Annotated in this window: 17 protein-coding genes; 10 read left to right on the top strand and 7 right to left on the bottom strand. The window is 71.3% G+C overall.

Translation table 11 applies throughout. The annotated features are described in order from the left end of the window. From ACWDRR_RS28895 to ACWDRR_RS28885, 3 genes are all read left to right on the top strand, one after another. Nucleotides 1–1314, top strand: coding sequence for a pyridoxal phosphate-dependent aminotransferase (locus ACWDRR_RS28895; protein ID WP_449775181.1), 1314 nt, complete (start codon nt 1–3; stop codon nt 1312–1314). Nucleotides 1315–1327: 13 nt separating this feature from the next. Then, on the top strand, nt 1328–2221 hold the full coding sequence (locus tag ACWDRR_RS28890; protein WP_449775180.1) for a fumarylacetoacetate (FAA) hydrolase: 894 nt from the start codon (nt 1328–1330) through the stop codon (nt 2219–2221). A 467-nt stretch (nt 2222–2688) separates the two neighbouring features. Then, nucleotides 2689–3894: an MFS transporter gene (locus ACWDRR_RS28885; protein WP_449775179.1), complete on the top strand. Its 1206-nt coding sequence runs from the start codon at nt 2689–2691 to the stop codon at nt 3892–3894. 327 nt (nt 3895–4221) lie between these two features. Here the strand turns inward: ACWDRR_RS28885 and ACWDRR_RS28880 are convergent, their stop codons facing one another. Beyond that, entirely contained in the window at nt 4222–4875 is a 654-nt protein-coding gene (locus ACWDRR_RS28880) for a response regulator transcription factor (protein ID WP_449775195.1), read from the bottom strand. 234 nt (nt 4876–5109) lie between these two features. On the opposite strand from ACWDRR_RS28880, the gene ACWDRR_RS28875 reads away from it, so the two are divergent. Next, nucleotides 5110–5700, top strand: coding sequence for a TetR family transcriptional regulator (locus ACWDRR_RS28875; protein ID WP_449775178.1), 591 nt, complete (start codon nt 5110–5112; stop codon nt 5698–5700). A 57-nt stretch (nt 5701–5757) separates the two neighbouring features. Here the strand turns inward: ACWDRR_RS28875 and ACWDRR_RS28870 are convergent, their stop codons facing one another. After that, nucleotides 5758–6492 (bottom strand): SDR family NAD(P)-dependent oxidoreductase, encoded by a 735-nt coding sequence (locus ACWDRR_RS28870; protein WP_449775194.1) that lies wholly within the window; start codon nt 6490–6492, stop codon nt 5758–5760. A 203-nt stretch (nt 6493–6695) separates the two neighbouring features. Beyond that, a complete protein-coding gene (locus tag ACWDRR_RS28865) occupies nt 6696–7325 on the bottom strand; it encodes a ScbR family autoregulator-binding transcription factor (RefSeq protein ID WP_449775177.1) in 630 nt (209 codons plus the stop codon). A 116-nt stretch (nt 7326–7441) separates the two neighbouring features. Here ACWDRR_RS28865 and ACWDRR_RS28860 point away from each other — a divergent pair, with 116 nt between their 5' ends. Beyond that, nucleotides 7442–8380 carry a ScbA/BarX family gamma-butyrolactone biosynthesis protein gene (locus ACWDRR_RS28860; RefSeq protein WP_449775176.1) on the top strand — a complete coding sequence of 313 codons (939 nt, stop codon included), beginning with the start codon at nt 7442–7444 and terminating at the stop codon, nt 8378–8380. 286 nt (nt 8381–8666) lie between these two features. Continuing rightward, a complete protein-coding gene (locus ACWDRR_RS28855; protein WP_449775175.1) occupies nt 8667–10112 on the top strand; it encodes a glyceraldehyde-3-phosphate dehydrogenase in 1446 nt (481 codons plus the stop codon). A 114-nt stretch (nt 10113–10226) separates the two neighbouring features. Here ACWDRR_RS28855 and ACWDRR_RS28850 read toward each other — a convergent pair whose 3' ends face one another. The 3 genes from ACWDRR_RS28850 to ACWDRR_RS28840 all read right to left on the bottom strand — a co-directional run bounded on the left by ACWDRR_RS28850 (nt 10227) and on the right by ACWDRR_RS28840 (nt 13588). After that, nucleotides 10227–11495: a sugar ABC transporter permease gene (locus tag ACWDRR_RS28850; RefSeq protein WP_449775193.1), complete on the bottom strand. Its 1269-nt coding sequence runs from the start codon at nt 11493–11495 to the stop codon at nt 10227–10229. Between the two features lie 59 nt (nt 11496–11554). Continuing rightward, nucleotides 11555–12334, bottom strand: coding sequence for an ATP-binding cassette domain-containing protein (locus tag ACWDRR_RS28845; RefSeq protein WP_387882382.1), 780 nt, complete (start codon nt 12332–12334; stop codon nt 11555–11557). A gap of 141 nt (nt 12335–12475) precedes the next feature. Next, nucleotides 12476–13588, bottom strand: coding sequence for a substrate-binding domain-containing protein (locus tag ACWDRR_RS28840; protein WP_449775174.1), 1113 nt, complete (start codon nt 13586–13588; stop codon nt 12476–12478). 556 nt (nt 13589–14144) lie between these two features. Here ACWDRR_RS28840 and ACWDRR_RS28835 point away from each other — a divergent pair. The 4 genes from ACWDRR_RS28835 to ACWDRR_RS28820 all read left to right on the top strand — a co-directional run bounded on the left by ACWDRR_RS28835 (nt 14145) and on the right by ACWDRR_RS28820 (nt 20671). After that, nucleotides 14145–15851 (top strand): glycosyltransferase family 2 protein, encoded by a 1707-nt coding sequence (locus ACWDRR_RS28835; RefSeq protein ID WP_449775173.1) that lies wholly within the window; start codon nt 14145–14147, stop codon nt 15849–15851. Nucleotides 15852–15866: 15 nt separating this feature from the next. Next, nucleotides 15867–18926, top strand: coding sequence for an acyltransferase family protein (locus ACWDRR_RS28830; RefSeq protein ID WP_449775172.1), 3060 nt, complete (start codon nt 15867–15869; stop codon nt 18924–18926). A 205-nt stretch (nt 18927–19131) separates the two neighbouring features. Next, nucleotides 19132–19860 carry a DUF5995 family protein gene (locus ACWDRR_RS28825; RefSeq protein ID WP_449775171.1) on the top strand — a complete coding sequence of 243 codons (729 nt, stop codon included), beginning with the start codon at nt 19132–19134 and terminating at the stop codon, nt 19858–19860. 94 nt (nt 19861–19954) lie between these two features. Then, nucleotides 19955–20671 carry a flavodoxin family protein gene (locus ACWDRR_RS28820; protein ID WP_449775170.1) on the top strand — a complete coding sequence of 239 codons (717 nt, stop codon included), beginning with the start codon at nt 19955–19957 and terminating at the stop codon, nt 20669–20671. 95 nt (nt 20672–20766) lie between these two features. Here ACWDRR_RS28820 and ACWDRR_RS28815 read toward each other — a convergent pair whose 3' ends face one another. Further along, on the bottom strand, nt 20767–22428 hold the full coding sequence (locus tag ACWDRR_RS28815; protein ID WP_449775169.1) for a Helicase associated domain protein: 1662 nt from the start codon (nt 22426–22428) through the stop codon (nt 20767–20769). Nucleotides 22429–23052: the final 624 nt, after the last annotated feature.

Here is a 23052-nt window from a genome sequence, read left to right as displayed (position 1 = left end):
ATGCCCGAGCCCGCGAAGGTGACGCTGTCGGCGACGCTGGCCGCCGACGAGGCCCTCGCCCGCAGACGCGCCGCCGGCGAACAGGTCCTGATCATGGCCAGCGGCGAGATCGGCCTGCCGGTCCACCCCGAGCTGAAGGCCCGGCTGGCGGCCGCCGCCGACCGGGCGACGTACGGCCCGGTGGCCGGCAGCCCGGTGCTGCGGACGGCGGCGGCCGGCTACTGGCAGCGGCGCGCCCTGGCCGCCGACCCGGAGCTGGTCGTCGCCGGGCCGGGCAGCAAGTCCCTGCTGTTCGCCCTGATCATGGCGGTCGGCGGCGACGTGGTGATCCCCCGGCCCAGCTGGGTCAGCTACGCCGCCCAGGCCGAACTGATCGGCGCCCGCGTCCTCAAGGTGCCCGTTCCGGCGGGGGAGGGCGGCGTGCCGGACCCCGACCGGCTGCGCGAGACGGTGCTCGCGGCCCGGGCGGCCGGGCACGACCCGCGCTCCGTCGTGGTCACCCTGCCGGACAACCCCACCGGCGCCGTCGCCTCGCCCGACACCGTACGGCGTCTGGGGGAGGCGGCCCGGGAGCTCGACCTCGTCATCATCTCCGACGAGATCTACTGCGACCTGGTCTTCGACCCGGCCACCCCGGCGGTCTCCCCGGCCGCGTTCGCACCCGAGCGCACCGTCGTCACCACCGGGCTGACCAAGAACCTGGCGGTCGGCGGCTGGCGCACCGGGGTCGCCCTGCTGCCCGACGGCGCCACCGGGCGGCAGCTGCACGCGCGACTGCTCGCCATCGCCAGCCAGATCTGGTCCAGCCCACCCGCCCCCGTCCAGGTGGCGGCCGCCTACGCGTTCGGCGAGCCGCCGGAGATCGTGGAGCACGTGGCCGCCTCGCGCCGGCTGCACGGCATCGTCGCCCGGGCCACCGCCGAGCGGTTCACCGCGGCCGGGGCCCTGCTGGCCCCGGTCCGCGCCACCTGCTACCTGTACCCGGACTTCGAGCCGCTGCGGGAGCAGCTCCGCGCCGTCCACGGGGTGCGCACCGGAACCGAGTTGGCCGCACTGCTCACCGACCGCTACGGCGTCGGCGTGCTGGGCGCCGAGGCGTTCGGCGAGGCCGCCGAGCCGCTGCGGCTGCGCGCGGCCACCAGCCGGTTCTACGGCGAGAGCGCGGAGCAGCAGCAGGCCGCCCTGGAAGCCGCCGATCCGCTCGCACTGCCGTGGATCCGCGCCGCCATCGACCGGGTCGACGAGGTCCTCACGGACCTCACCGCCCCGTCCACCACCCGGCTCCTGCCGGGCCGACCGCACCAACGAGCCTAGGAGGACCACCGAGATGTCCATACTTTTCGAATGCGAATACCAGGGTGAGCGGTACGTGGGCTTCGAGAAGCCCGCACCCGGCCAGGCTCTGACGCTCTACCGGGTGAACGACGGCCGGCTGCAGGCCGAGTTCATCGCCGCCGAGACGGCCGAGGAGGTCGTCGCCGCCATCAAGGCCGAGGTCGAGCCGATCACCGTCGAGGGCGGCGAGGAGCAGGTGAAGTACCTGCCGCCGCTGCTGCCGGAGGCCAGCGGGAACGCCCTGCTGAGCGGCTTCATGCGCACCCACAAGTCGAAGTTCGAGGGCGAGCCGGGCGAGGACGACGAGTTCGTGCCGCCGAACTGGTTCTTCAAGGGCTTCGGTTCCTGGCTGCGGCTGCCCGGTGATCCCCTCGTCGTCCCGGAGAAGTCGGTGGCGCTGATCGAGGAGCCGGAGATCGCCCTGGTCTACGTCAACGACGACGCGGGCAACCCGCGTTACGTCGGCTACACCTTCGGGAACGACCTGTGCGACATCGGTCTGCACATCCAGAACCCGGGCTGGAACCCGTACTGCAAGCTGTGCGACACCTCGATCACCCCGTGGCTGTTCCTCGGGGAGCCGCCGGCCTCGGTGACCGGCCGGGTCGTCATCGAGCGCGACGGCGTCCCCGCGTGGGAGGGCCCGTTCGACTGCGGCGAGGACGCCCTGTACTTCCGGATCCAGGACATGGTGGACAACCTCTTCGAGTACCCGGCGCTCCGCCGCCCGGGTCTGGTCAACTACGTCCTGCTCGGCGCCGACAAGGCCAGCTTCCACGACGGCTTCCGGATCGCCCACGGCGACCGCATCACCATCGACTTCAAGAGCCACGGGGTGGTCCTGTCCAACGAGGTGACGTTCGGTCAGCCGGAGGCCTCGGCCTAGGAGCCGGTGGCCGGTTCCCGTCCTTGTGGCGTGATTCGCTTGCCCGGTGGGGTCGTTCGCCCCGCCGGGCAGGCGGGTTCCTGCCGGAAGTCCACTATGTGAGACGGTCTCGCCGTGGAAATCGGCGGTCCGTCGATCGCCCCGCGGCGCTCCGTCCGCCCGTCGCGACCGACCGCTCCCGCGCCCTTGACCTGCGCACTTGATGGTCCGTCAACTCGCCCAAGCCCCAAGCGGAGCGCGGTGTGCCGGGCGCGTGGCGGCCGCCGGCCCCGCCAGAACATAAATAACTCCATCATCTCTGCGAAAAACGGGATGACCCGACGGCCGGCGGTTGTTGCGGCTGGCAGCGCGCTGCGTTGGGGCCGGGGGGCTTTGGTGTGCACGATCCGCTGTCCGACCCGCAGTCGGCTCACCCCGTACCGCAGCGTCCTGAATCCGCATTCGTATGAGAGTTCGAGGTAACAAGCATGGCAACTTCCCAGACCGGGCTGTCGGCAAGCTCCCCTCCTGATACGGAGGAGAGCGGCAAGCTCCCGCTGTCCCCCCTGCTGGCACTGGCCACCGCCGCCTTCGTGATGGTGCTGACCGAAGCGCTGCCCGCAGGTGTGCTCCCCGAGATGGCGCGCGACCTCTCGGTCAGCGAGTCCGCGATGGGGCAGGCGCTGACGATCTACGCGATCGCCACCGGCGTCTCGGCCATCCCCCTGGCTGCCGCCACCGCCGGCTGGCGCCGCAAGCAGCTGGTCCTGGTCGCCGTGGTGGCCTTCATCCTGGCCAACACCGTCACCGCGATCTCGTCGAACTACATCCTGACCATGGGCTTCCGCCTCGTCGCCGGTGTGGCCGCGGCCGCCGTCTGGGGTGAACTCGTGGTGTACGCGCGGCGACTGGCGCCGCCGCACCTGGTGGGCCGGGCCATCGCGATCACCATGATCGGCATCCCGCTCGCGCTGTCCCTGGGCATCCCGGCGGGCACCTTCCTCGGCAAGGTGTTCGGCTGGCGTCTGACGTTCGGCCTGATCACCGCGGTCACCGTGCTGCTGCTGCTCTGGATCATCGCGTCCGTGCCCGACCACCCGGGCCAGAAGGCCGAGCACCGCGAGCCGATCCTGCAGGCCCTGCGCCTGCCCGGCGTGTCGATCATCCTGGTCGTGGTGGCCGCCTACGTGCTCGCCCACAACACCTTCTACACGTACATCGCCTCGTTCCTGGACGAGAACAAGATGGGCGACAATCGCGACGTCGTACTCCTGGTCTTCGGTCTCGCCTCGATGCTGAGCATCTGGATCACCGGCACGCTGATCGACCGCTACCTGCGTGAACTGACCATCGCCAGCTGTGTCCTGTTCACGGTGGCGGCGGTCTTCCTGGCGCTGACGCCCGGCAGCCCGGTCGCCGTCTACGGGGCGATGGTGCTGTGGGGCCTCGGCTGGGGCGGCCTGGCCACCCTGCTGCAGACCGCGGTCACCAACACCGGCGGCAGCCGCGGACAGGCGCTGCTGGTCACGGTCTGGAACTCGTTCATGGCCGGCGGTGGCGTGGCCGGCGGGATCCTGCTCTCGGCCGCCGGGCCCGACTCCTTCCCGTGGACCGTCCTGGTGCTCGTGATCCCCTTGATCGCCCTGGTGATCGCCGCCCGGACGCACGCCTTCCCCGCGAAGCGCGCGGCCTGAGCCTCCTCGGCACGGCAGTGGCTCCCGCCCTTGGGGCGGGAGCCACTGCCATCTGTCGAACCGTTCGGTCGTCGCGCCGGGATCGCGCTTCCCCGGGCCGCGCCGGCCGTCCTCTCGTCGACCGCCGGGGAAACAGCAGATGACGATCGGTCGGCCGGGAGGGTCGCCGGCCTGCGGGGTGCGCTCGCGGGGTTGGCTTGCGGGGGCTCTACGTCGGGGGGTCGTCCACGGGGGCTCTTCTTCGGGGGGTCGTCTTCGGGGAGCGTCTACGGGGTGTGCGTGTGCGAGGTGTGCGTGTGCGGGCGGGGTGGGCCCGCGGGCCGGCCGTCAGCCGTGGCCGATGCGGTAGCCGACGCCCCGGACGGTGATCACCCAGGTGCTGGCGCCCAGCTTCGCGCGGAGGTTGCGCACGTGCGTGTCGATGGTCCGGCTGGAGTCCACCCAGTCGGTGTCCCAGACGCGGGCCATCAGATCCTTGCGTGACATGACGTTGCCGGGGTTCGAGGCCAGGATGTGCAGCAGCTCGAACTCCTTGGCGGTGAGGCTCACCCGCTTGCCGTGCAAGCGGACTTCACGCGTCCTTTCGTCAACGTGGAGGGGGCCGATGGATAATATGCGGACGGGGGCCGGTCTAGGATGAGCCCGGCGAAGTACGGCCTCGATGCGCGCTGTCATCTCGCGCGGGCCGCAGGAACGCACGACGCAGTCGTCCGCGCCCGCCTGCAGCGCGAGCACCCGATCCAGTTCGGTGTCGCGACCGGTGAGAGTGATAATGGGCTTGTCTCCGCTCGCTCGTATCGAACGGCACACTTCGAGGCCGTCGATGTCGGGAAGATCGAGGTCGAGCAGGATCATGTCCGAGTGCTCATGGGTTCTCAGCACCTCTGCGCCGGTGCTGACGAGTCTCGTGCAGTACCCCTGTCGTCGGAGGTCGTGTGCCCTACCTTCGGCTGCGTCGTTGTCACCGGCGACAACGAGCACCCGGATCGCCTGCGGCTCGGAGGTCTTCTCGGTCCGTCGGTACTGGATCGACACCACGGCCCGGGGCTGACCTGGTAGTTCGGTTCGAGAGGTTGCCGTCAGAGTCATAAAGTCCCCCCTGTACACCAGTTCTACACAGGATGCACCACGGGGAGGCGCCCCCGCTACAATAATAGTGGCATTCTTTTTTTACGCCTATGGTGCGGGTGTATGAACGCCACATCTGACAGGAGCATGATGATGCAAGAGAGGGCGGCCCGGACGCGACAGAACCTGGTCAGCGCGGCCGCTGGCGAGTTCGACCGCGACGGATACGCGGGGGCGTCCCTGGCACGCATCGCCAGGTCGGCCGGAATCACCACCGGAGCCCTGACCTTCCACTTCCAGAGCAAGGAGGAGATGGCCGCGGTGGTCCGGACCCAGGGGCACGCCGTGACCCAGGCCGTGGTGGGCCAGGTCACGGCGCGCAGCGAACCCCCGGTCCAGTCGGTCATCTCGCTGACGCTGGCGCTGGCCGACCTGCTGGAACGCGAGGCCGTGGTGCGCGCCGCGGCCCGGCTCGCCAGGGAGCAACCCGGCGAGCCGGACTGGTCGTCGACGTGGGCCCCGGTGATCCGGGAACGTCTGCAGGAGACGCACGAGACCGAGTTGGGCCCGTACGGCGACCGGACCACCCTCGCCACCCTGGCCGGGTACCTGGTCACCGGTGCGGAGTCCTGCATCCGGCAACGGGCCTGCCGGAAGGAGCCCCTGGACGGGCAGTCCGTGGAACACATCAGCCGCATCTGGGAGCTCATCGGTTGCGGAGAGCAGTGCCTGACTTGAGCCCACGGGCGAGAGTCCCCCTCCCCGCCGGGTCCGACCCGGCCCCCGCCGGCCCCGTCAGACGGCGCTGCAGCCGCCGTCGACGGGGACGGCACCACCGGTGACGAAGGAGGCCTGATCGCTCAGCAGCCAGGCCGCGGCGCGCGCCACCTCGACCGGCTCGGCCAGCCGGGGCTGGATCGACCTGGCCACCGCCACCTGCTCCAACTGCGGTACCTGCCGCATGGCGTCCTCGATCAGCTCGGTGCGGGTGGTCCCGACGATCAGCGCGTTGACCCTGATGCCGCGCCCCCCGTACTCGGCCGCCGCGGCCCGGGTCAGACCGAGCACGGCGTGCTTGGCCGCGACGTAGGGGGAGACCGCGCCGGTGGCGAACAGGCTCGCGATGCTGGCGGTGTTGACGATGGACCCACCCGCCTCCTGACGCAGCATCACCGGGACCTGCTGCTTCAGGCAGTTCCACACGCCGCGCACGTTGACGTCCATGATCCGGTCGTAGACCGCGTCGTCCGTTTCGTGCAGCTCTGAGCCGATCGATCCCCAACCGGCGTTGTTGAAGGCGCTGTTCAGGCCGCCGAAGGCCTCCACCGCCGTGCCGACGGCCCGTTCGACGTCCGCCGTCGCCGTCACGTCCCCCGCCGCCACCTCGACCCGGCCGCCGGCGGAGCGGATCTCCCCGGCGAGCCGGTCGAGCAGCTCCTCGCGACGGGCCATCAGCACCACGGCCGCGCCCTCGGCGGCGAACAGCCGGGCGGCGGCCGCGCCTATCCCGCTGGACGCTCCGGTGATCATGACGGTCTTGCCCTGCAGCAGCCCCTGGCCGTGCTCCATGCGCTTCGCCCCCCTGCCCGCGGCGCCGACGGGCCCACGAGCCGGTCCTCGGTGTCCTCGAACTCGGATGTGGATCATTCTCCCGGGCCTGCCGCGAGCCGCACCAGTCGGGGCGGTCGACCATCCGGGAAACAGACCGTCGGCGGGGGCCGGGCCGGCGGGCGCTACTCCGGCCGCCCCCGGCACTCCGAGAGCTCGATCCGCTTGGCCGTGCCCGGCGTCGCGACGGCGGGCAGCAGGAGCTGCCAGAACTCCACGACGCGCTCCGGGAGATCGGCCCGCCTGGTCTCGATGAACGAGTGCATCTGAGCGCCCGTACACGCATAGACCACCAGGCGCGAAAGGGCCTGGATGTCGGTGCCGGCCCGCAACTCCCGCCTGCGCTGGGCGACGAGGAGGTCCTCCATGACGATCTCGGCCCACTGGCGGTGGGAGTTCTCGTCCGGGGAGTTGAACTGCTCCTGCTCCCAGACCAGTCGGGCCCCCGCCTGCAGGATCGGGTTGTCGAGGAGCTGGCAGGCCCAGGTGAGGGAGACGTCGACGACGCGCTGCAGCCCCTCCGAGGGGCGCGGGGTCACCACCCACTCGGGCTGCCGGAAGACGATCTCCCGGGCCAGCTCGCTCTTGTTCCTGAAGTGGAAGTACACCGCGCCCAGGGTCAGGCCCGCCTCGTCGGCGATCTTCACGACGCTGGTCCCGGAGAAGCCCTGTTCTCCGAAGAGCTTCGCGGCGGCCTGGATGAGGGCGGCCCGCGTCCGCTCGGCCCGCTCCTGCTTCACTGGGCGTCCCACCATGCGATACACCTCATGTTGCTTGATAAAGAAGAGTATTCTTCATTTTATAGGCTGGGGGGACGAGTTGCCTCGCTCCCGTCCTCCGCCACACTGACTCCGGGGGGAGACGGCTCATCATGGAGTCGCGTCCAACGATCGTTCAGCACACGGCCGCCACCCGGCCGGCGGCCGCGCCGGAGATACCGGTCCTCGTCGGCAAGTCCGTGGCGGGCGAAGCACTCGTCACCGGCTGGGGCGACGTCTGCGGCGCCACCCAGTGGGTCACGGTCCGATGGCCCCACGACCACCCCTTCTACGCCGAGGGCGGCCGCTACAGCCCCCTGCTGTTCACCGAGAGCGCCCGCCAGGCGCTCTCCGTCCTGAGCCATGCCGTGCACGGCATCCCGCTCGGGTACCGCTTCGGTCTGGAGCGTATCCGAACCTCCGTCAACTCGGACGAGCTGCGGACGACTTGTCGCCCGGCCGAGATCGATCTGCGCATCACGCACAGTTCGGTCACCCGCCGCCGGCTCGGCTCCGCCCACCTCGTCTCCCAGGTCGAGGCCCGGCGCGCCGGCCGCCACCTCGGGACGGCCGAACTGCACTACACCAGCCACCCGCCCGCCCTGTACGACCGGCTGCGCGGCCGCTACGCCGACGCCGGCGAGGCGTTCGCCCGGGCGATCCCGCTCACCCTGCCGGCCCCCGCCACCCTGGTGGGCCGCCTGCACCGGCGCGACGTCGTCATCTCGCCGACCGGCACGCCGGGCCACTGGCAACTGCGCGCCGACACCGGCCACCGGGTCCTCTTCGACCACCCGCACGACCACGTGCCGGGCATGGTCCTGCTGGAGGCCGTGGTCCAGGCGACCCGGGCCGCCCTGCCGCACCCGGCGGTCCCGGTCGCCTTCGACAGCACCTTCCTGCGCTACGTCGAGTTCGACCTGCCCTGCCTGCTGACCGTCGCCCCCGAGCCCCCCGACGCCGAGGGCCGCCCCCGCACCCGCGTCGACGCGACCCAGGCCGGCCGCCCCGTCTTCACCACCACCCTCACCACGGAACCCCGCCGGCCCTGACACCGACCGGGGGAGCGGGGGCGGGGCGGTGACCCGGCCGCCACCTACGGTGACGGCGGTCGGACCTCGCAACGTCGCCCACGACCGGCCGGACCGCGCGCCGGGCTTCGGCGCGGTCGTGTCGATCACCCGGTTCCGGACGGTTCTCGGCCGCGCGCGGGCGCCCGCCGACCGGGCGCCTGGGGCCGCCGCGGTGGGGAAATCCCTGCTCGGGTGGGTCCGGCTGAGAGGCCAAAATGGCTCAAAGCTAGCATGTAGGCATTCGCCTAGCTCGAAAGATGGACCTGTGACTGTCAACGAAGACGTGTTCACTAACTGGATGAACCGCGAGGAGATCGCGGAGTCGATGATCCCGATCATCGGGAGGCTGCAGCGGGAGCGGGACGTCACCGTTCTGTTGCACAGCCGTTCCCTGGTGAACAAGTCGGTGGTCAGCATCCTCAAGACCCACCGGTTCGCCCGCCAGATAGCCGGTGAGGAGCTCTCGGTCACCGAGACGCTGCCCTTCCTGCAGGCGCTCACCGCGCTGGATCTCGGCCCTTCCCAGATCGACATCGGCATGCTCGCCGCGACCTACAAGGCCGATGACCGCGGTCTGTCGGTGGCGGAGTTCACCGCGGAGGCGGTGGCCGGTGCCACGGGTGCGAACAAGCTGGAGCGTCGCGGGTCGCGCGACGTCGTGCTGTACGGGTTCGGCCGCATCGGCCGGCTGCTGGCGCGCCTGCTCATCGAGAAGGCGGGCTCGGGCAACGGCCTGCGGCTGCGTGCCATCGTCGTCCGCAAGGGTGCGGGCGACGACCTGGTGAAGCGCGCCTCGCTGCTGCGGCGCGACTCGATCCACGGCCAGTTCAACGGCACGATCACCGTCGACGAGGCGAACAACAAGATCATCGCCAATGGTCACGCGATCACGGTGATCTACTCCGACGACCCGACGAAGGTGGACTACACCGAGTACGGGATCAAGGACGCCATCCTGATCGACAACACCGGCCGGTGGCGGGACCGCGAGGGGCTCTCGAAGCACCTGCGCCCCGGTATCGAGAAGGTCGTCCTGACCGCGCCGGGCAAGGGCGACGTCCCGAACATCGTCCACGGCGTGAACCACGACATGATCAAGCCGGACGAGCAGATCCTGTCCTGCGCGTCCTGCACCACGAACGCGATCGTCCCGCCGCTGAAGGCGATGGCGGACGAGTACGGCGTCCTGCGCGGCCACGTGGAGACCGTCCACTCGTTCACCAACGACCAGAACCTGCTGGACAACTACCACAGCTCGGACCGCCGGGGCCGTTCGGCGCCGCTGAACATGGTCATCACCGAGACCGGTGCCGCCTCCGCCGTCGCGAAGGCGCTGCCCGACCTCGACGCGAAGATCACCGGCAGCTCGATCCGGGTCCCCGTGCCGGACGTGTCGATCGCGATCCTCAGCCTGCGCCTCGGTCGCGAGACCACCCGCGAGGAGGTCCTCGAGTACCTCCGGGACGTGTCGCTGACCTCGCCGCTGCGGCGCCAGATCGACTTCGTCACCGCCCCCGACGCGGTGTCGAGCGACTTCATCGGCTCGCGCCACGCCTCGATCGTGGACGCCGGCCCGACCATGGTCGACGGCGACAACGCGATCCTCTACCTGTGGTACGACAACGAGTTCGGCTACTCGTGCCAGGTCATCCGCGTCGTCCAGTACGTCTCCGGCGTGGAGTACCCGACCTACCCGGCTCCGGCGCACTGACCCCGGTGCGCCGACCGGGCGACCGGACCCCGGTTCGCTGACCCCGGTCCGGACCCGGACGGAGGCCTGCCCCACCTCGGTGGGGCAGGCCTCCGCCGCGTTCCGCCCGGCTGCTCAGACGCGGCCGGCGGCCTTCTGGGTACGTCGGGCGAGGGAGTCGACGACCACCGCGGCCAGCAGCACGGCACCGGTGATCATGAACTGGATGGCGTTGCTCAGGCCCTCGATGTTCATGCCGGACTGGATCGAGCCGATCACCAGCGCACCGAGCAGGGCCGACCAGGTCTTGCCGCGCCCGCCGAAGAGGCTGGTGCCGCCGATGACGGCGGCCGCGATGGCGTTCATCAGGAGGTTGCCGCCGCCGGAGGTCTGGCTGGCGGACTGGATCTGGGCGGCCAGGAAGAGGCCGCCGATGCCCGCCATGGTGGAGCAGATGATGAAGACGCTGATCCGGATCCACGAGATGTTGATACCGGCGCGGCGGGCACCCTCGATGTTGCCGCCGAGCGCGAAGATCTGGCGTCCGTAGGTGGTGCGGCGCAGCACGAAGTCCAGCACCACGATGAAGATCAGGAAGATCAGCAGGGCGAGCGGCAGCCCCTTGTACTGGTTGAGGGTGTACGCGGCGAGGAACGCGACGACGGCCAGGGCCGTCGTCCGCAGCACCAGGTCGGCCACCGGCCGGTAGGGCACGCCGGCCGCCCGCCGCCGTCTCGCGTCGGCCAGTGAGGCGCCGACGTACAGCAGCACGCCGACGGCGGCGGCGCCGTAGGCGGCGATCTGCTGGCTGTAGATGGTGCTGTAGAGGCGGGAGACGATGTCCGTGCCGGGGAGGTTGACGGTGCCGCTGGCGCCGAGCACCTGCAGCATCGCGCCGTTCCAGCCGAGGTTGCCCGCGAGGGTGACGACGAAGGCCGGCACGCCGACCTTGGCGAAGAACAGGCCCTGGATCAGGCCGACGAGCGCGCCGCCGATGATGGCGGAGATCAGCGCCACCCACTGGTTGACCCCGTGGGTGACGTCGAGGACGGCGTAGATCGCCGCGCACAGGCCGCTGACCGAGCCCACCGAGAGGTCGATCTCGCCGAGCAGCAGCACGAAGACCACGCCGATGGCGATCATGCCGGTGCCGACGATCTGCTGCGACAGGTTGGAGAGGTTCTGGGCGGAGAGGAAGGTGCTGTCCAGGCTGCCGAAGACGGCCCAGATGACGATCAGCGCCAGGACGACCGGCAGCGAGCCGAGTTCGCCGCTGCTCACCCGCCGCCGGAACTCGCCGAGGTAGCCCTTGAGGCCCTCCTGGCGGACGATCAGCCGCGGGTCCACGACCGGGGTCGCCGACGCCGCCACCGGGACGGGGGCGTTGACGCCGCCCTTGGGCATGCTGTCCTCGGGCAGGGGGTGGTGGCGGCGGCCTTCGTCGCCGCCCGGAATGTTGTCGGTCACTGGGAGCCCTCCGTGCCGCGGGCCTGTCGGCGGGTCACCGCGTTGTCCGTGGCACCGGTGATGGCCGAGATGATCTGTTCCTGGTTGGTGGCGCGCCGGTCGAAGACGCCGTTGTTGCGGCCGAGGCGCAGGACCGCGACGGTGTCCGCGACCGCCATCACGTCCGCCATGTTGTGGCTGATCAGGATCACGCCGAGGCCCCGGTCGCGGAGCCGCTCGACGAGGTCCAGGACCTGCGCGGTCTGCTCGACGCCGAGGGCGGCGGTCGGCTCGTCCAGCATCACGACCTTGGGCGAGCCGATCAGCGCGCGGGCGATCGCCACCACCTGGCGCTGGCCGCCGGAGAGCGAGGCGATCGGGATCCGCACGCTGGGGATGCGGATGGAGAGGGTGTCGAGCAGCTCGCGCGAGCGCTTCTCCATCTCGACCTCGTCGAGGACGGCGAAGCGCTTGATCTCGCGGCCCAGGAAGAGGTTCCCGACGACGTCGAGGTTGTCGCAGAGCGCGAGGTCCTGGTAGACGGTGGCCACGCCCAGGTGCTGGGCGTCCTGGGGGCGGTGGATGGACACCGGGTGGCCCTGCCACTCGATGACGCCCTCGTCCGGCTGGTGCACGCCGGCGATCGCCTTGACCAGGGTGGACTTGCCGGCGCCGTTGTCCCCGACCAGCGCCAGCACCTCACCGGTGTGCACCTCCAGCTCGATGTCGGTGAGCGCCTGTACGGCGCCGAACCGTTTGGAGACCCCGCGCAGGGCCAGCACGGTCTCACCTGCCACAGTGACCAACTCCCTTGCCCCGCCTCCTGGGGAGGCGGGGCATCTTCGCTTCGGCGGGGCATCTTCGGCTTCGGCTTCGGCTTCCGGTCCGGGGCGTCTCGGGCTTCGGGGCGCCCCGGACCGCGCGGCGGCCCGCGGTGGTTACGTGAGGCCGGCCTGGGCGCAGGCGGCGGCGTAGTCCGGCGTGCAGATCTGCGGGACGGTGTAGAGGCCGTCGGCGACCACCGTGGTCTTGATGTTGTCCTTGGTCAGCACGACCGGGGTGATCAGGTCGGCCGGCACCTTGTTGCCGCTGCCGTTGGTCACCGTCACCGGTACCAGCTCGGGCGCGGGGGTCTTGCCCTCGGCGAACGCCACCGCCATCCGCGCGGCCGCGTCGGTCTCCGGCTTGAACGGCTTGTAGATCGACATCGTCTGGGTGCCCGCCAGGATCCGCTGCACGGCGTCCAGCTGGGCGTCCTGGCCGGTCAGCGGCACGCTGAGGCCGGCCGCCTTCAGGGCGGTCGCGATACCGGCGGCCATGCCGTCGTTGGCCGAGTAGACGCCGACGACGTTCGGCGCGCCGATCGCGGTGATCGCCGCGGAGGCCTCCTGGTTGGCGTTGTTCGGGTCCCAGTTCGGCGTGTCGTACTCCTTGCCGATCTTGAGCTTCCCGTCGATCGCGCTGTGCGCGCCGGCCTTGAAGTCGGCCGCGTTGGGGTCGGTCGGCGAACCGTTGATCATGATGATCGACCCGGAGTTCGCCTTGTCGCCGACGGCCGCCACCAGGGCCTGCCCCTGCAGCTCGCCGACCTTCTTGTTGTCGAACGACACGTAGGAGTCGACCGGCCCCTGCGCCAGGCGGTCGTACGCGATCACCTTCACGCCCGCGTCGTGCGCCTTCTGGACGGAGGACTGGATCGACTTGGAGTCCACCGCGTCCAGGATCAGTACCTTGTCGCCCTTGGTCAGCGCGGTGTCCACCTGGGTCTGCTGGGTGGTCGCGTTCTCGTTGGCGTTGTAGTAGTCGATCTGCGCGTTCGGCGCCAGTTCCTTGATCTTCTGCTCGATCAGCGGGCGGTCGAACTGCTCGTACCGGGTCGTCTTGGTCTCCGGCAGCAGCAGGCCGATCTTGATCGCTCCTCCACCGCTCGCGGCCGCGCTGCCCGAGGACGTGCCGCCGGACGACTCCTTGGCGCTGCTGCACGACGCCAGGCCCATTCCGACGGTTACCACTGCGGCCACCGCGACGACGCGGCGAAGCCCGATGCTCATGAGGATGCCTCTCCGGTTGAGTCCACCCCCGCCTCCGAGTCTGTGAACACCGGGCCCCCGGCACGATCCGGACTGCGCCGAACGGGTGGGGCGCGCACCCGTTCGGCGCAGCGGCGCGCTTCGGCGGGGCGTCGGGGCGTCGGCGGCGGTGCGTCGGGGCGTCGGTGTCGGGACGGCGGGCGGGTCGGGCGGGTCGGGCGGGGCGGCCGGGTCGGGCGTGGTGACGGCCGGGTGGCCGGCGGCGGGCGATCGGGGGCCGCGGTGCGGTCGGGGCGCCGGCGCGGAGGCGTCGGCGCGGGGCCGCGGCGAGGCCCCGGAGGTGTCGCGGCGGGGTGCCGGCGGCCGCGCCCGGCGACCCCGCGGGGATGTTGGACGGCTGTTCACCCCCGTGTGACCTGCTGCTTCCCGGCGGGCCCCGGCCGAGGCGGTCGAATGATCATGGAGGGGCCCGGGGGCGGGCGGAGGGCGTCCCAGCTCACGGACGACCGGCCGAATGGTCTATACCAATGAGGTACTGTGGCCGCGGAGCTGTCAGAAACACGGCTGTGGGGGCCTCATGACTGTCCAACACCTTCCTCAACCTCCGTCCGATCAGGAGCTGTACTGGTACTTCGGACCACAGCGCCGCTGGGTGCTGGTTCTCACCTCGCTGGCCTTCGTCTTCACCGCGGCGACCATGTTCACCTTCTCGCTGCGGACCCCGGCCCTCTGGGGCTTTCTCGCCGTCCTCGCGCTCAACGTCGTCGCGCTCGCGCTCTCCTCGGTCAACAGCCTCCGCCAGCGGCGGCTGACCAGGCAGTCGCACGAGGTCCTGGTGCACGCCTGGAACCCCGGTGAGCTGCCGACCGTCGACCTCTACCTGCCGACCTGCGGCGAGCCGCTCGACGTCCTGGAGAACGCCTACCGGGCCGTCCGGGAGCTCGACTGGCCGGGCGCGCTGACCGTCTGGGTGCTCGACGACGCCGACCGCGCGGAGGTCGCCGCCCTGGCGGCCGCGCACGGCTACGAGTACGTGGTGCGACCCGACCGCGGGCACCTCAAGAAGGCGGGCAACCTCAACCACGCGCTCACCCTGAGCGGCGCGGAGTACATCGCCATCCTGGACGCCGACTTCGCGCCCAGGCCGGACTTCCTGCGGCACCTGGTGCCGTACTTCGCCGACGCCCGGATCGGCATCGTGCAGAGCCCGCAGTGCTTCGACACCGACGAGTCGATGGACTGGATCCAGCGCGCCGCCGGCTCGGCGCAGGAGTGGTTCTTCCGCTGGATCCAGCCCTCCCGGGACGCCAGCGACGCGGCGATCTGCTGCGGCAGCAACGCGGTCTACCGGCGCGCGGCGATCGACGCGGCCGGCGGCTTCGCCCGGCTCGACCACAGCGAGGACCTCTTCACCGGCCTCGGCCTGTACGAGCAGGGGTTCCGCACGCTCTACGTCCCGGTCCTGGTCGCCAAGGGCACCTCGCCCGACAACCTCGCCTCCTACGTCAACCAGCAGTACCGCTGGGCGATGGGCAACCTGCACCTGCTCGGCTCGCCCGTCCTGAAGCGGATCCGGGCGCCCTGGCGGATGCGGCTCTGCTTCTACGAGGGCGTCGTCGGATACCTGGCCGCCGCGGTGAACCTCTTCGTGGCACCGCTGCCGCCGCTGGTGATGATGTTCTGGTACCCGGACCAGATCCGGCCCTGGCACGTCCTGCCGCTGCTCGCGCCGCTCTGGCTCTGGCACGTCCTGCTGCCCCGGATCAGCCGGACCCGCTGGCGGATCGAGGTGATCCGCTCCAACGTGCTGATGAGCGTGGCCGCCGGCGCCGCCTTCTGGCACACCCTGCGCGGCCGCAGCGCGGCCTGGGTGCCCACCGGCGCGGGCCGGGCCAAGCCGGGCGGCCTGGCCCGCCAGGTGGTCCTGGTCTCGCTCGGCTGGCTCTGCGCCTCCGTCGGCGCCGCCGCCGCGGGCCTCGCGCTGGCGGTGGCCCGCAACGGCTGGGAGCCCAACTGGGGCCTCGGCCTCTACCTGGCCGTGCAGTGCCAGATCGGCCTCCCGCTGATCCGCGACCTGGTCGGCGAGCTCCGCCCGGCCGGCGGGAAGGGCACGGCCGAACCGGTCCGCCCCGGCGCGCTGCGGCGGCTGCTGTCCCGGCGCCCGGCGCGCACCGGCATGCTGCCCCGGCGCTGGCCCGAAGCGCTGGCCGCCACCGCCACCCTCGTGCTCACCGCCCTGCTCGCCTCCGGCTGGGTCCGCCCGATGCTGCCCTGGCTGGGTTGAAAGGTCGTCACACCGATGTCCCCGACCACGGGTCCGGACCTGCTTCCGGACACCTACACCATCCCCGGCCCGCCGCGCGGCGGCTCCGGCTCCCGGGGCTCCGGCGCGCGGGCGTCCGGCAGCCCGGGGCCGACGCCCCGCCCGGCCGTCTTCCGTCCCGACATCGAGGGCCTGCGCGCGGTGGCGGTGCTCGCGGTGCTCGCCTTCCACGCCTCCGTACCCGGCCTGGCCGGCGGCTTCGTCGGCGTCGACGTCTTCCTCGTCGTCTCCGGCTACCTGATCACCGGCCTGCTGGTGCGCGAGGCCGTCACCACCGGCCGGGTCCGGCTGGGGGAGTTCTTCTCCCGCCGGGCGCGCCGGCTGCTGCCCTCCGCCGCGGTGGTGCTCGGCGCGGTCGCGCTGGCCGGCGCCTGGCTGACCGTCCCGCTGCGCCGCGCCGACCTGGAGCACGACGTGCTCGCCTCGGCGCTGTCCGTCGCCAACTGGCGCTTCGTCTCCCAGCAGACCGACTACCTCGCGGCCGGCCGCGACCCCAGCCCACTGCTGCACTTCTGGTCGCTCGCGGTGGAGGAGCAGTTCTACCTTTTCTGGGCCCCGCTGGTCGCGCTGCTCGTGTTCCTGGCGGCCCGGGCGGTCCGCCGCGGCCGGGCCGTCCGGACGGCGGCGGCCGTCGTCGCCGGGGCGCTGACCCTCGGCTCCTTCGCCCTGTCGCTGCACTGGACGCGGGACTCGGTCTCGCTCGCCTACCTCGGCACGCCCTCCCGGGTCTGGCAGTTCGGGGTCGGGGCGCTGCTCGCCCTGCTGCCCTGGCACCGGCTGCGCGGACCGCGCCCGCTGCGCCTGCTCACCGGCTGGGCCGGTCTGCTGGCCATCGGCTGGTGCGTCGTCGCCTACGACGCCGGCACCCCCTACCCGGGGTACGCCGCGCTCGTCCCGACCCTCGCCACCGCCGCGATCATCCTCGCCGGGACGCCCGACCGGCAGGGCGGCCGGCCGACCGTCGCCCCCGGCCACGGGGTGGACCGGCTGCTGGGCCTGCGCGCCCCGCGCGCGATCGGCCGGCTCTCCTACAACCTCTACCTGTGGCACTGGCCGGTGCTGGTGCTCACCGAGGCCAGGTTCGGGACGCTCGGCTGGCCGGCCAAGGTGGCGCTGAGCGCCGCCGCCGCACTGCCCGCCGCGGCGGTGCTGCGCTGGATCGAGCGGCCGCTGCGCCGCAGCCGGACCGTCTCCGAACTCCCCAGGCGAGGGCTCTCGTTGGGGCTCACCGCGGTGATCGTCCCGGTGGTGCTGGCGCTGGTCGTCGGCACCGGGACGCTGCGGCTGCTCGGCCCGGCCGGCCCGGTCGACCTGCTCGGCCTGCCGCCCGGCTCGCCCGACGGCACCTCGCTGCTGGTGCGCACCGCCACCGCGCCGAAGAGCGGCCCGGTCGTCCCGGCCGCTGCCCAGGCGCGCAAGGACTTCCCGCCCGACGGCGAGTGCGAGGTGGCGCCGAGCGCCGTCACCAGCCCCGCCTGCCTGTTCGGCGAGACCACCAGCCCGGACCGGATCGTCCTGCTCGGCGACTCGCACGCCGGCCAGTGGTTCTCCCCGGTGCTCGCCATCGCGGCCCAGCGCCACTGGGCGCTGGAGGAGCTGGTCAAGCAGGGCTGCCCGCTGCCGGAACTCGACGTGGTCAACCCGCAGTTGGGCCGGGCCTACTGGGAGTGCGACAGCTGGCGGGCGGCGAGCCTGGAGCGGCTGCGGAACGGGCCGAAGCCCAAGCTGATCGTCGTCTCCGCGCTCAACCGCTACACCGACGACCGCCGGCTCCTGCTCGACGGCTGGGAGAGGACGCTGGCGCCGCTGCGCGCGCTCGGCGTGCCGATCGTCTACCTCCAGGACACCCCGATCCCCGGGACGGACGTCCCGGCCTGCGTCTCCGGGCACACCGAGGACCCGGCCGCCTGCGAGTTCCCGCGCGCCCGTGCGCAGTGGCCCGACCCGCTCGCCGAGGAGATCGCGGCCGGGCGGGTGCCCGGCGTCCGCTCGGTCGAGCTGAACTCGGTGCTCTGCCCCGGTGCGGGGCGCAGCTGCCCGGCCGTCCTGGAGCGCATCCTGCTCTACCGGGACGACGCGCACCTGACCAACGTCGCGGCCGTCGTGCTCACGCCCCGGCTCGAACGGCTGCTGACCGAGGCCGGACTGGTGCCCGCCGTCGCCGCCCCCGCCGTCGCCGCCCCCGCCGGGCCCGGCAAGGCCGGCGCCGACGGCTGGACGGCGGTGCTGCGGGACGACTTCGACGGCCCGGCCGGCAGCCGCCCCTCCGCCGACCACTGGCAGTACGACCTCGGCACCTGCTACCCGGGCTGCCCGGCGCCCCAGTGGGGCACCGGGGAGATCGAGACGATGACCGACTCGACCGCCAACGTCCGCCTCGACGGCCGGGGCGCGCTGGAGATCGTGCCCACCCTGGAGAACGGCCGCTGGAGCTCGGGCCGGATCGAGTCCCGCCGGTCCGACCTCGCGCCGCCGCCCGGCGGGGTGCTGCGGATCGAGGCCTCGATCGCCCTGCCCGACGTCACCGGACCGGCCGCCGCGGGCTACTGGCCGGCCTTCTGGACCCTCGGCTCCGGGCTGCGCGACGGCTACACCGGCTGGCCCGCGATCGGCGAGCTGGATGTGATGGAGCAGGTCAACGGCCGTGACACGGTGTTCGGCACGATGCACTGCGGCACCCTGGACGGCGGACCCTGCCAGGAGCCGAAGGGCCTCGGTTCGGGTGACCAGTTCTGCGGCGCGGACTGCCGCACCGGCTTCCACCGGTACGCGGTCGAGGTCGACCTCACGGCCGGCGCCGAGCAGGTCCGCTGGTACCTCGACGGCCGCGAGTACCACCGGGTGACGGCCGCGCAGATGGACCGTGCGACGTGGGACAAGGCCGTCAACCACGGGCTGTTCCTGATCCTGAACGTCGCCGTCGGCGGCAACCTGCCCGCGGCGCTCGGCGGCTCACCCGGACCGGCCACCGAGCCAGGCCACCCGATGCGGGTGGACTACGTGGCGGTCTCGACCAGGGGCGGCGCCCGCCCCTGATCCCGGAACGGCCGAGGGCCGTCCCCGCCCGTGGGGGGCGGGGACGGCCCTCGGCGCGTCCAGGGGCCCGCCGCGCTCCGGCGGTGGGCGGTTCGGGTGACGCGCGGCGGTGTGTCCGGGCTGCGCGCGGGCCCGGCGGCGGTGGCCGCTGTGTATACGTGGCAGTCGGGTCCGACCCGCACTGACCGCTTCGGAAGGGATGGCCATGACCCAGTCGCATGCCAGGGCCGCGAAGACCATCGACGAGGTCGTCGGGCGGATGCGGGCGATCGAGGCCCGGCTGGACCCGGGGGACGGCGTGGCCGCCTTCAACCGGATGTACCTGCGGGTCCTCGACCTGGTCGGCGGACACCTGGCCGCGGGCTCCTTCCAGGACCGGGCGTTCGCCGAGGACCTGGAGGTGGCCCTCGCCACCATGTACCTCGACGCGGTCGACTCCGCCGGCACGGGCCGCCCGGCCGACGAGGCCTGGCAGCCGCTGTTCGAGGCCCGGGGCGACCGGGCCGTCCGGCCGATCCAGTTCGCCTTCGCCGGGATGAGCGCACACCTCAGCCACGACCTCCCGCTGGCCCTGGTCGCCACCTGCATCGAGCGCCGCACCACGCCGGACACCCCGCCCGTGCACGCCGACCACCTCAGGGCCGCCGAGCTGCTCGAACAGGCGGAGGCCGAGGCCCGGGCGTCCTTCGAGGCGCAGCTCGGCACACCGGACGCCCGGGCCGCCGAGTCCCTGCAGCACCTGGTCGGCAGCTTCTCGGTGGCCCGCGCCCTGGACGCCGCCTGGGCCACCACCCAGACGCTCTGGCACGAGCGCAATCTGCGGCCCTTCCACGACGCCACCCTGGCCGCCGTCACCGGCGGCGCGGTGCTGGCCGCGCGCCTGCTGCTCACCCCGGTCCTGCCCCCGGTCGAGCCGCCGGTCGACGAGGGCTGACCCGGCTCCCGCGCGGTCGGCCCAGCCCGACGGGCGGCGCCCCGGCACTGCGGCTGGACTGGTGGGCGACCGCCTCCTCCGAAAGGGCCCGCCGATGTCCACCTCGCCCCGCCGCTACGACGACCTGAACGCCCTGGTCGTCAACTGCACCCTGAAGCGCTCGCCCGAACGCAGCCACACCCAGGGCCTGATCGACGTCAGCACCGGGATCATGCAGCGCCAGGGCGTCCAGGTCGACGTGCTCCGGGCGGTCGACCACGACATCGCCACCGGCGTCTGGCCCGACATGACCGAGCACGGCTGGGAGACCGACGACTGGCCGGTGCTCTACAGCCGGGTGATGGCGGCCGACATCCTCGTGCTGGCCGGACCGATCTGGCTCGGCGACAACTCCTCGGTGACGAAGCAGGTGATCGAGCGGCTCTACTCCTGCTCCTCGCTGCTCAACTCCGAGGGCCAGTACGCCTACTACGGGCGGGTCGGCGGCTGCCTGATCACCGGGAACGAGGACGGCGCGAAGCACTGCGCGATGAACGTGCTCTACAGCCTCCAGCACCTCGGCTACACCATCCCGCCGCAGGCCGACGCCGGCTGGATCGGCGAGGCCGGCCCCGGCCCGTCCTACCTCGACCCCGGCTCCGGCGGGCCCGAGAACGAGTTCACCAACCGCAACACCACCTTCATGACCTGGAACCTGCTCCACCTCGCCCGGATGCTCAAGGACGCCGGCGGCATCCCCGCCCACGGCAACCAGCGCTCCGAGTGGGACGCCGGCTGCCGCTTCGACTTCGAGAACCCCGAGCACCGCTGACGGCACGGAGCTGCCAACTGCGCGGACAGCCCACAACGCCTACGCTGCGCCCGCTCGGTGGAGCGGATCACAGGCGGCGGCGAGACAGCAGGTGATCAGGGCATGAGCTCGCCGTACGCGGCGAGCAGTGCGCGCAGTCGGAGAGCCTGGTAGTCGGTGTGACCTTGCCGCTTGCTCTTGTTGTTCCTCTTCCACACCCCAAGCCGTCGCTCGGTCTTGTCGGCTGCGTGCGCTTTTGGCATTCGGCCGTGTTCGGCGGCCCAGTCGCTGAGCTCGGCCAACGCGGTGTTCCAGGAGTCTTCCTGTGGCGTCCACACCCACCCCGGCAGGGCCTCCAGGATGGCTGTGCGTTCCGCGTCGTAGGTGACACGCCGGTTCCGGAAGGAGTTGATCCAGACGCCGATCTTGTGCGCACCCCACTCTTCTCGCTGCTTGATGCTGCCGACGCTCCGAGAAGTCTCGGTGGCAAAGGCCTGAAGGGCCGCCACCTTCGCCAGGAACCCCTCCTCGTAAGGGTTCCAACTCCAGCCTGGTATCGAGGACAGGCCTTCGAGCTTCCATAAAGGCAGTTCATTGCCCTGATCGACCAACCGCTGGCGAGCGGTACGGATGTTGTTGGCCCAGACGGTTGCCTCGTGTGCTTCCATCGCCTCGCCCTCGCCCTCATCGAGGACGGCGGCTCGGTAGCGATCAAGCTGCCGGCGGAAGGATGCATCGCTGGCATTCTCGGTCGACCACGAGGCGATGGCGGACAGGCGTCGAGAGCGTTCAGTCTCCAGACCGCCGCCGACTGCCAAGGTCCGCTGCTTTCGGACCCATCGGGCCAGATCGACGCCAGCAACCGAGACTTCCCGATCGCTTGGATAGCAATGACCCTCGACGGCCTCGTAGTCGACGAGCGCGGCGAACATCCGCGCCCAACGCTCTTTGAACAGGTTCCGTTCGACACGGAGCGCCGTCTCCCCGAGACGGTTGGTGATCCACCGCTTGGCCAGAGCTCGGTTCTGCGGGCCGGCGAAGGAGGCCTCCCGGTAGCGATCGGCTTCAACGCACTCCACCAGGCCCAGTCCGGCCAGGTGGTCGAGGACATCGGCGGCGGCGTCCTCGGCCGCAGCCTGGAACCCGACAACGACATCGAACGCAGCATCCAGCGGCACCAGCTCCGCCTCGCGGATCCGCACTACTGTCAACCCCGCAGCGCGCAGCCGTGCGGCCTTGGAGGCATCCTTGTCCTCGTTGCCCCTGTGCCACCAAACTCCGTCGAACTCCAACACAAGCATCGGATTGCCGTTCTCGTCGAGAACCACCATGTCCACAGCTGTGTTGCGGCTGTCGACATCAGGTACGTGCTTGCGGTCCGGATCGATGCGCAACACGGTCGCGAGCTCAGCCTTCAGCAGCAGCTCCTGTACGGAGGTCCCTATCAGGCGACAATCAGGGCATGTCTTGGTGCCGTTGCCCTTCCTGCCGCCGGTGAAGGCGTTCACAATCCGTTTGAAGGAGGGATGTGCGGGGATGACATCGCACTTCCACCACGCCACATCGTTGCTGCCGACTGGAAGTTGCTCTGCGGTGATGCCGGAGCGCGCGGTGTCCAGCCTCGGAACGTCATCCGGATAGAGGTCCGAGAACCGATTGGTGGAAGAGATCCGGTGGCCGGAGCAGAAGGGGCATCCCCGGCCGCGTCCGTCATCCTGCCAGCGGTGGTCTTCAGCCTCCGAACAGACTCGCATGCCTTCAGCATTCGTCGTGATCAAGTAGTCCTCCCAGGAATGTCGGCTCATCATCTGAGTGAGTCGGCGCTGCGATGTTGCATATCGGTTCCCGCTGACACCGCGAGTGATTCTCACCTGGGCCGGATGGTCTCGCCACTACAACTCCGGGAACTGGTCGGGACGGAGGCGGCTCGAGTTTCGTGACCCTGTACCGACCCGCAGAGGGGCGGGGAGTCTCCAGCCGTGCAGGGCCCGGTGCTGCATACGGCGACTCGAGGGTGCGCAGCGCACCTGCTCTGTGAGAGACAGTTGTGCCATCCGTCGTCAGGCATGCCGGTTCTCGCGTAAGTACCGGGTCTCGCAAGGGCGGAGAGGTATGTCGTGCAGTCGACACATGTGGCGGGCGACCGGAGTTCCAGCAGGCTCAGGGCGGCTCACGAGCGGAAGCGTTTGACCGGCGAGACCCTGGAAGCTGCTCTCGCCGGCCTCGGGCGAGGCAACGTCATCGCCCTCGACACCCGTTCTCCCGGCCAGCGTTCGCTGAGGGCGCTCCTCGCACTCGGGCTCTTCAACGACGGGCCCATCGGTGGGCGCGTCGGTGCCTGAGGGTGGAGTCGGCTCAGCGCCTACGATCCGGTGATGTCGCCGCGCTGGGACGACCTGGTG

The sequence above is a fragment of the Kitasatospora sp. NPDC003701 genome, assembly GCF_053587085.1.
Note: the sequence above shows the minus strand (reverse complement) of the source record. Positions and strands in the feature narration are given on the sequence as shown.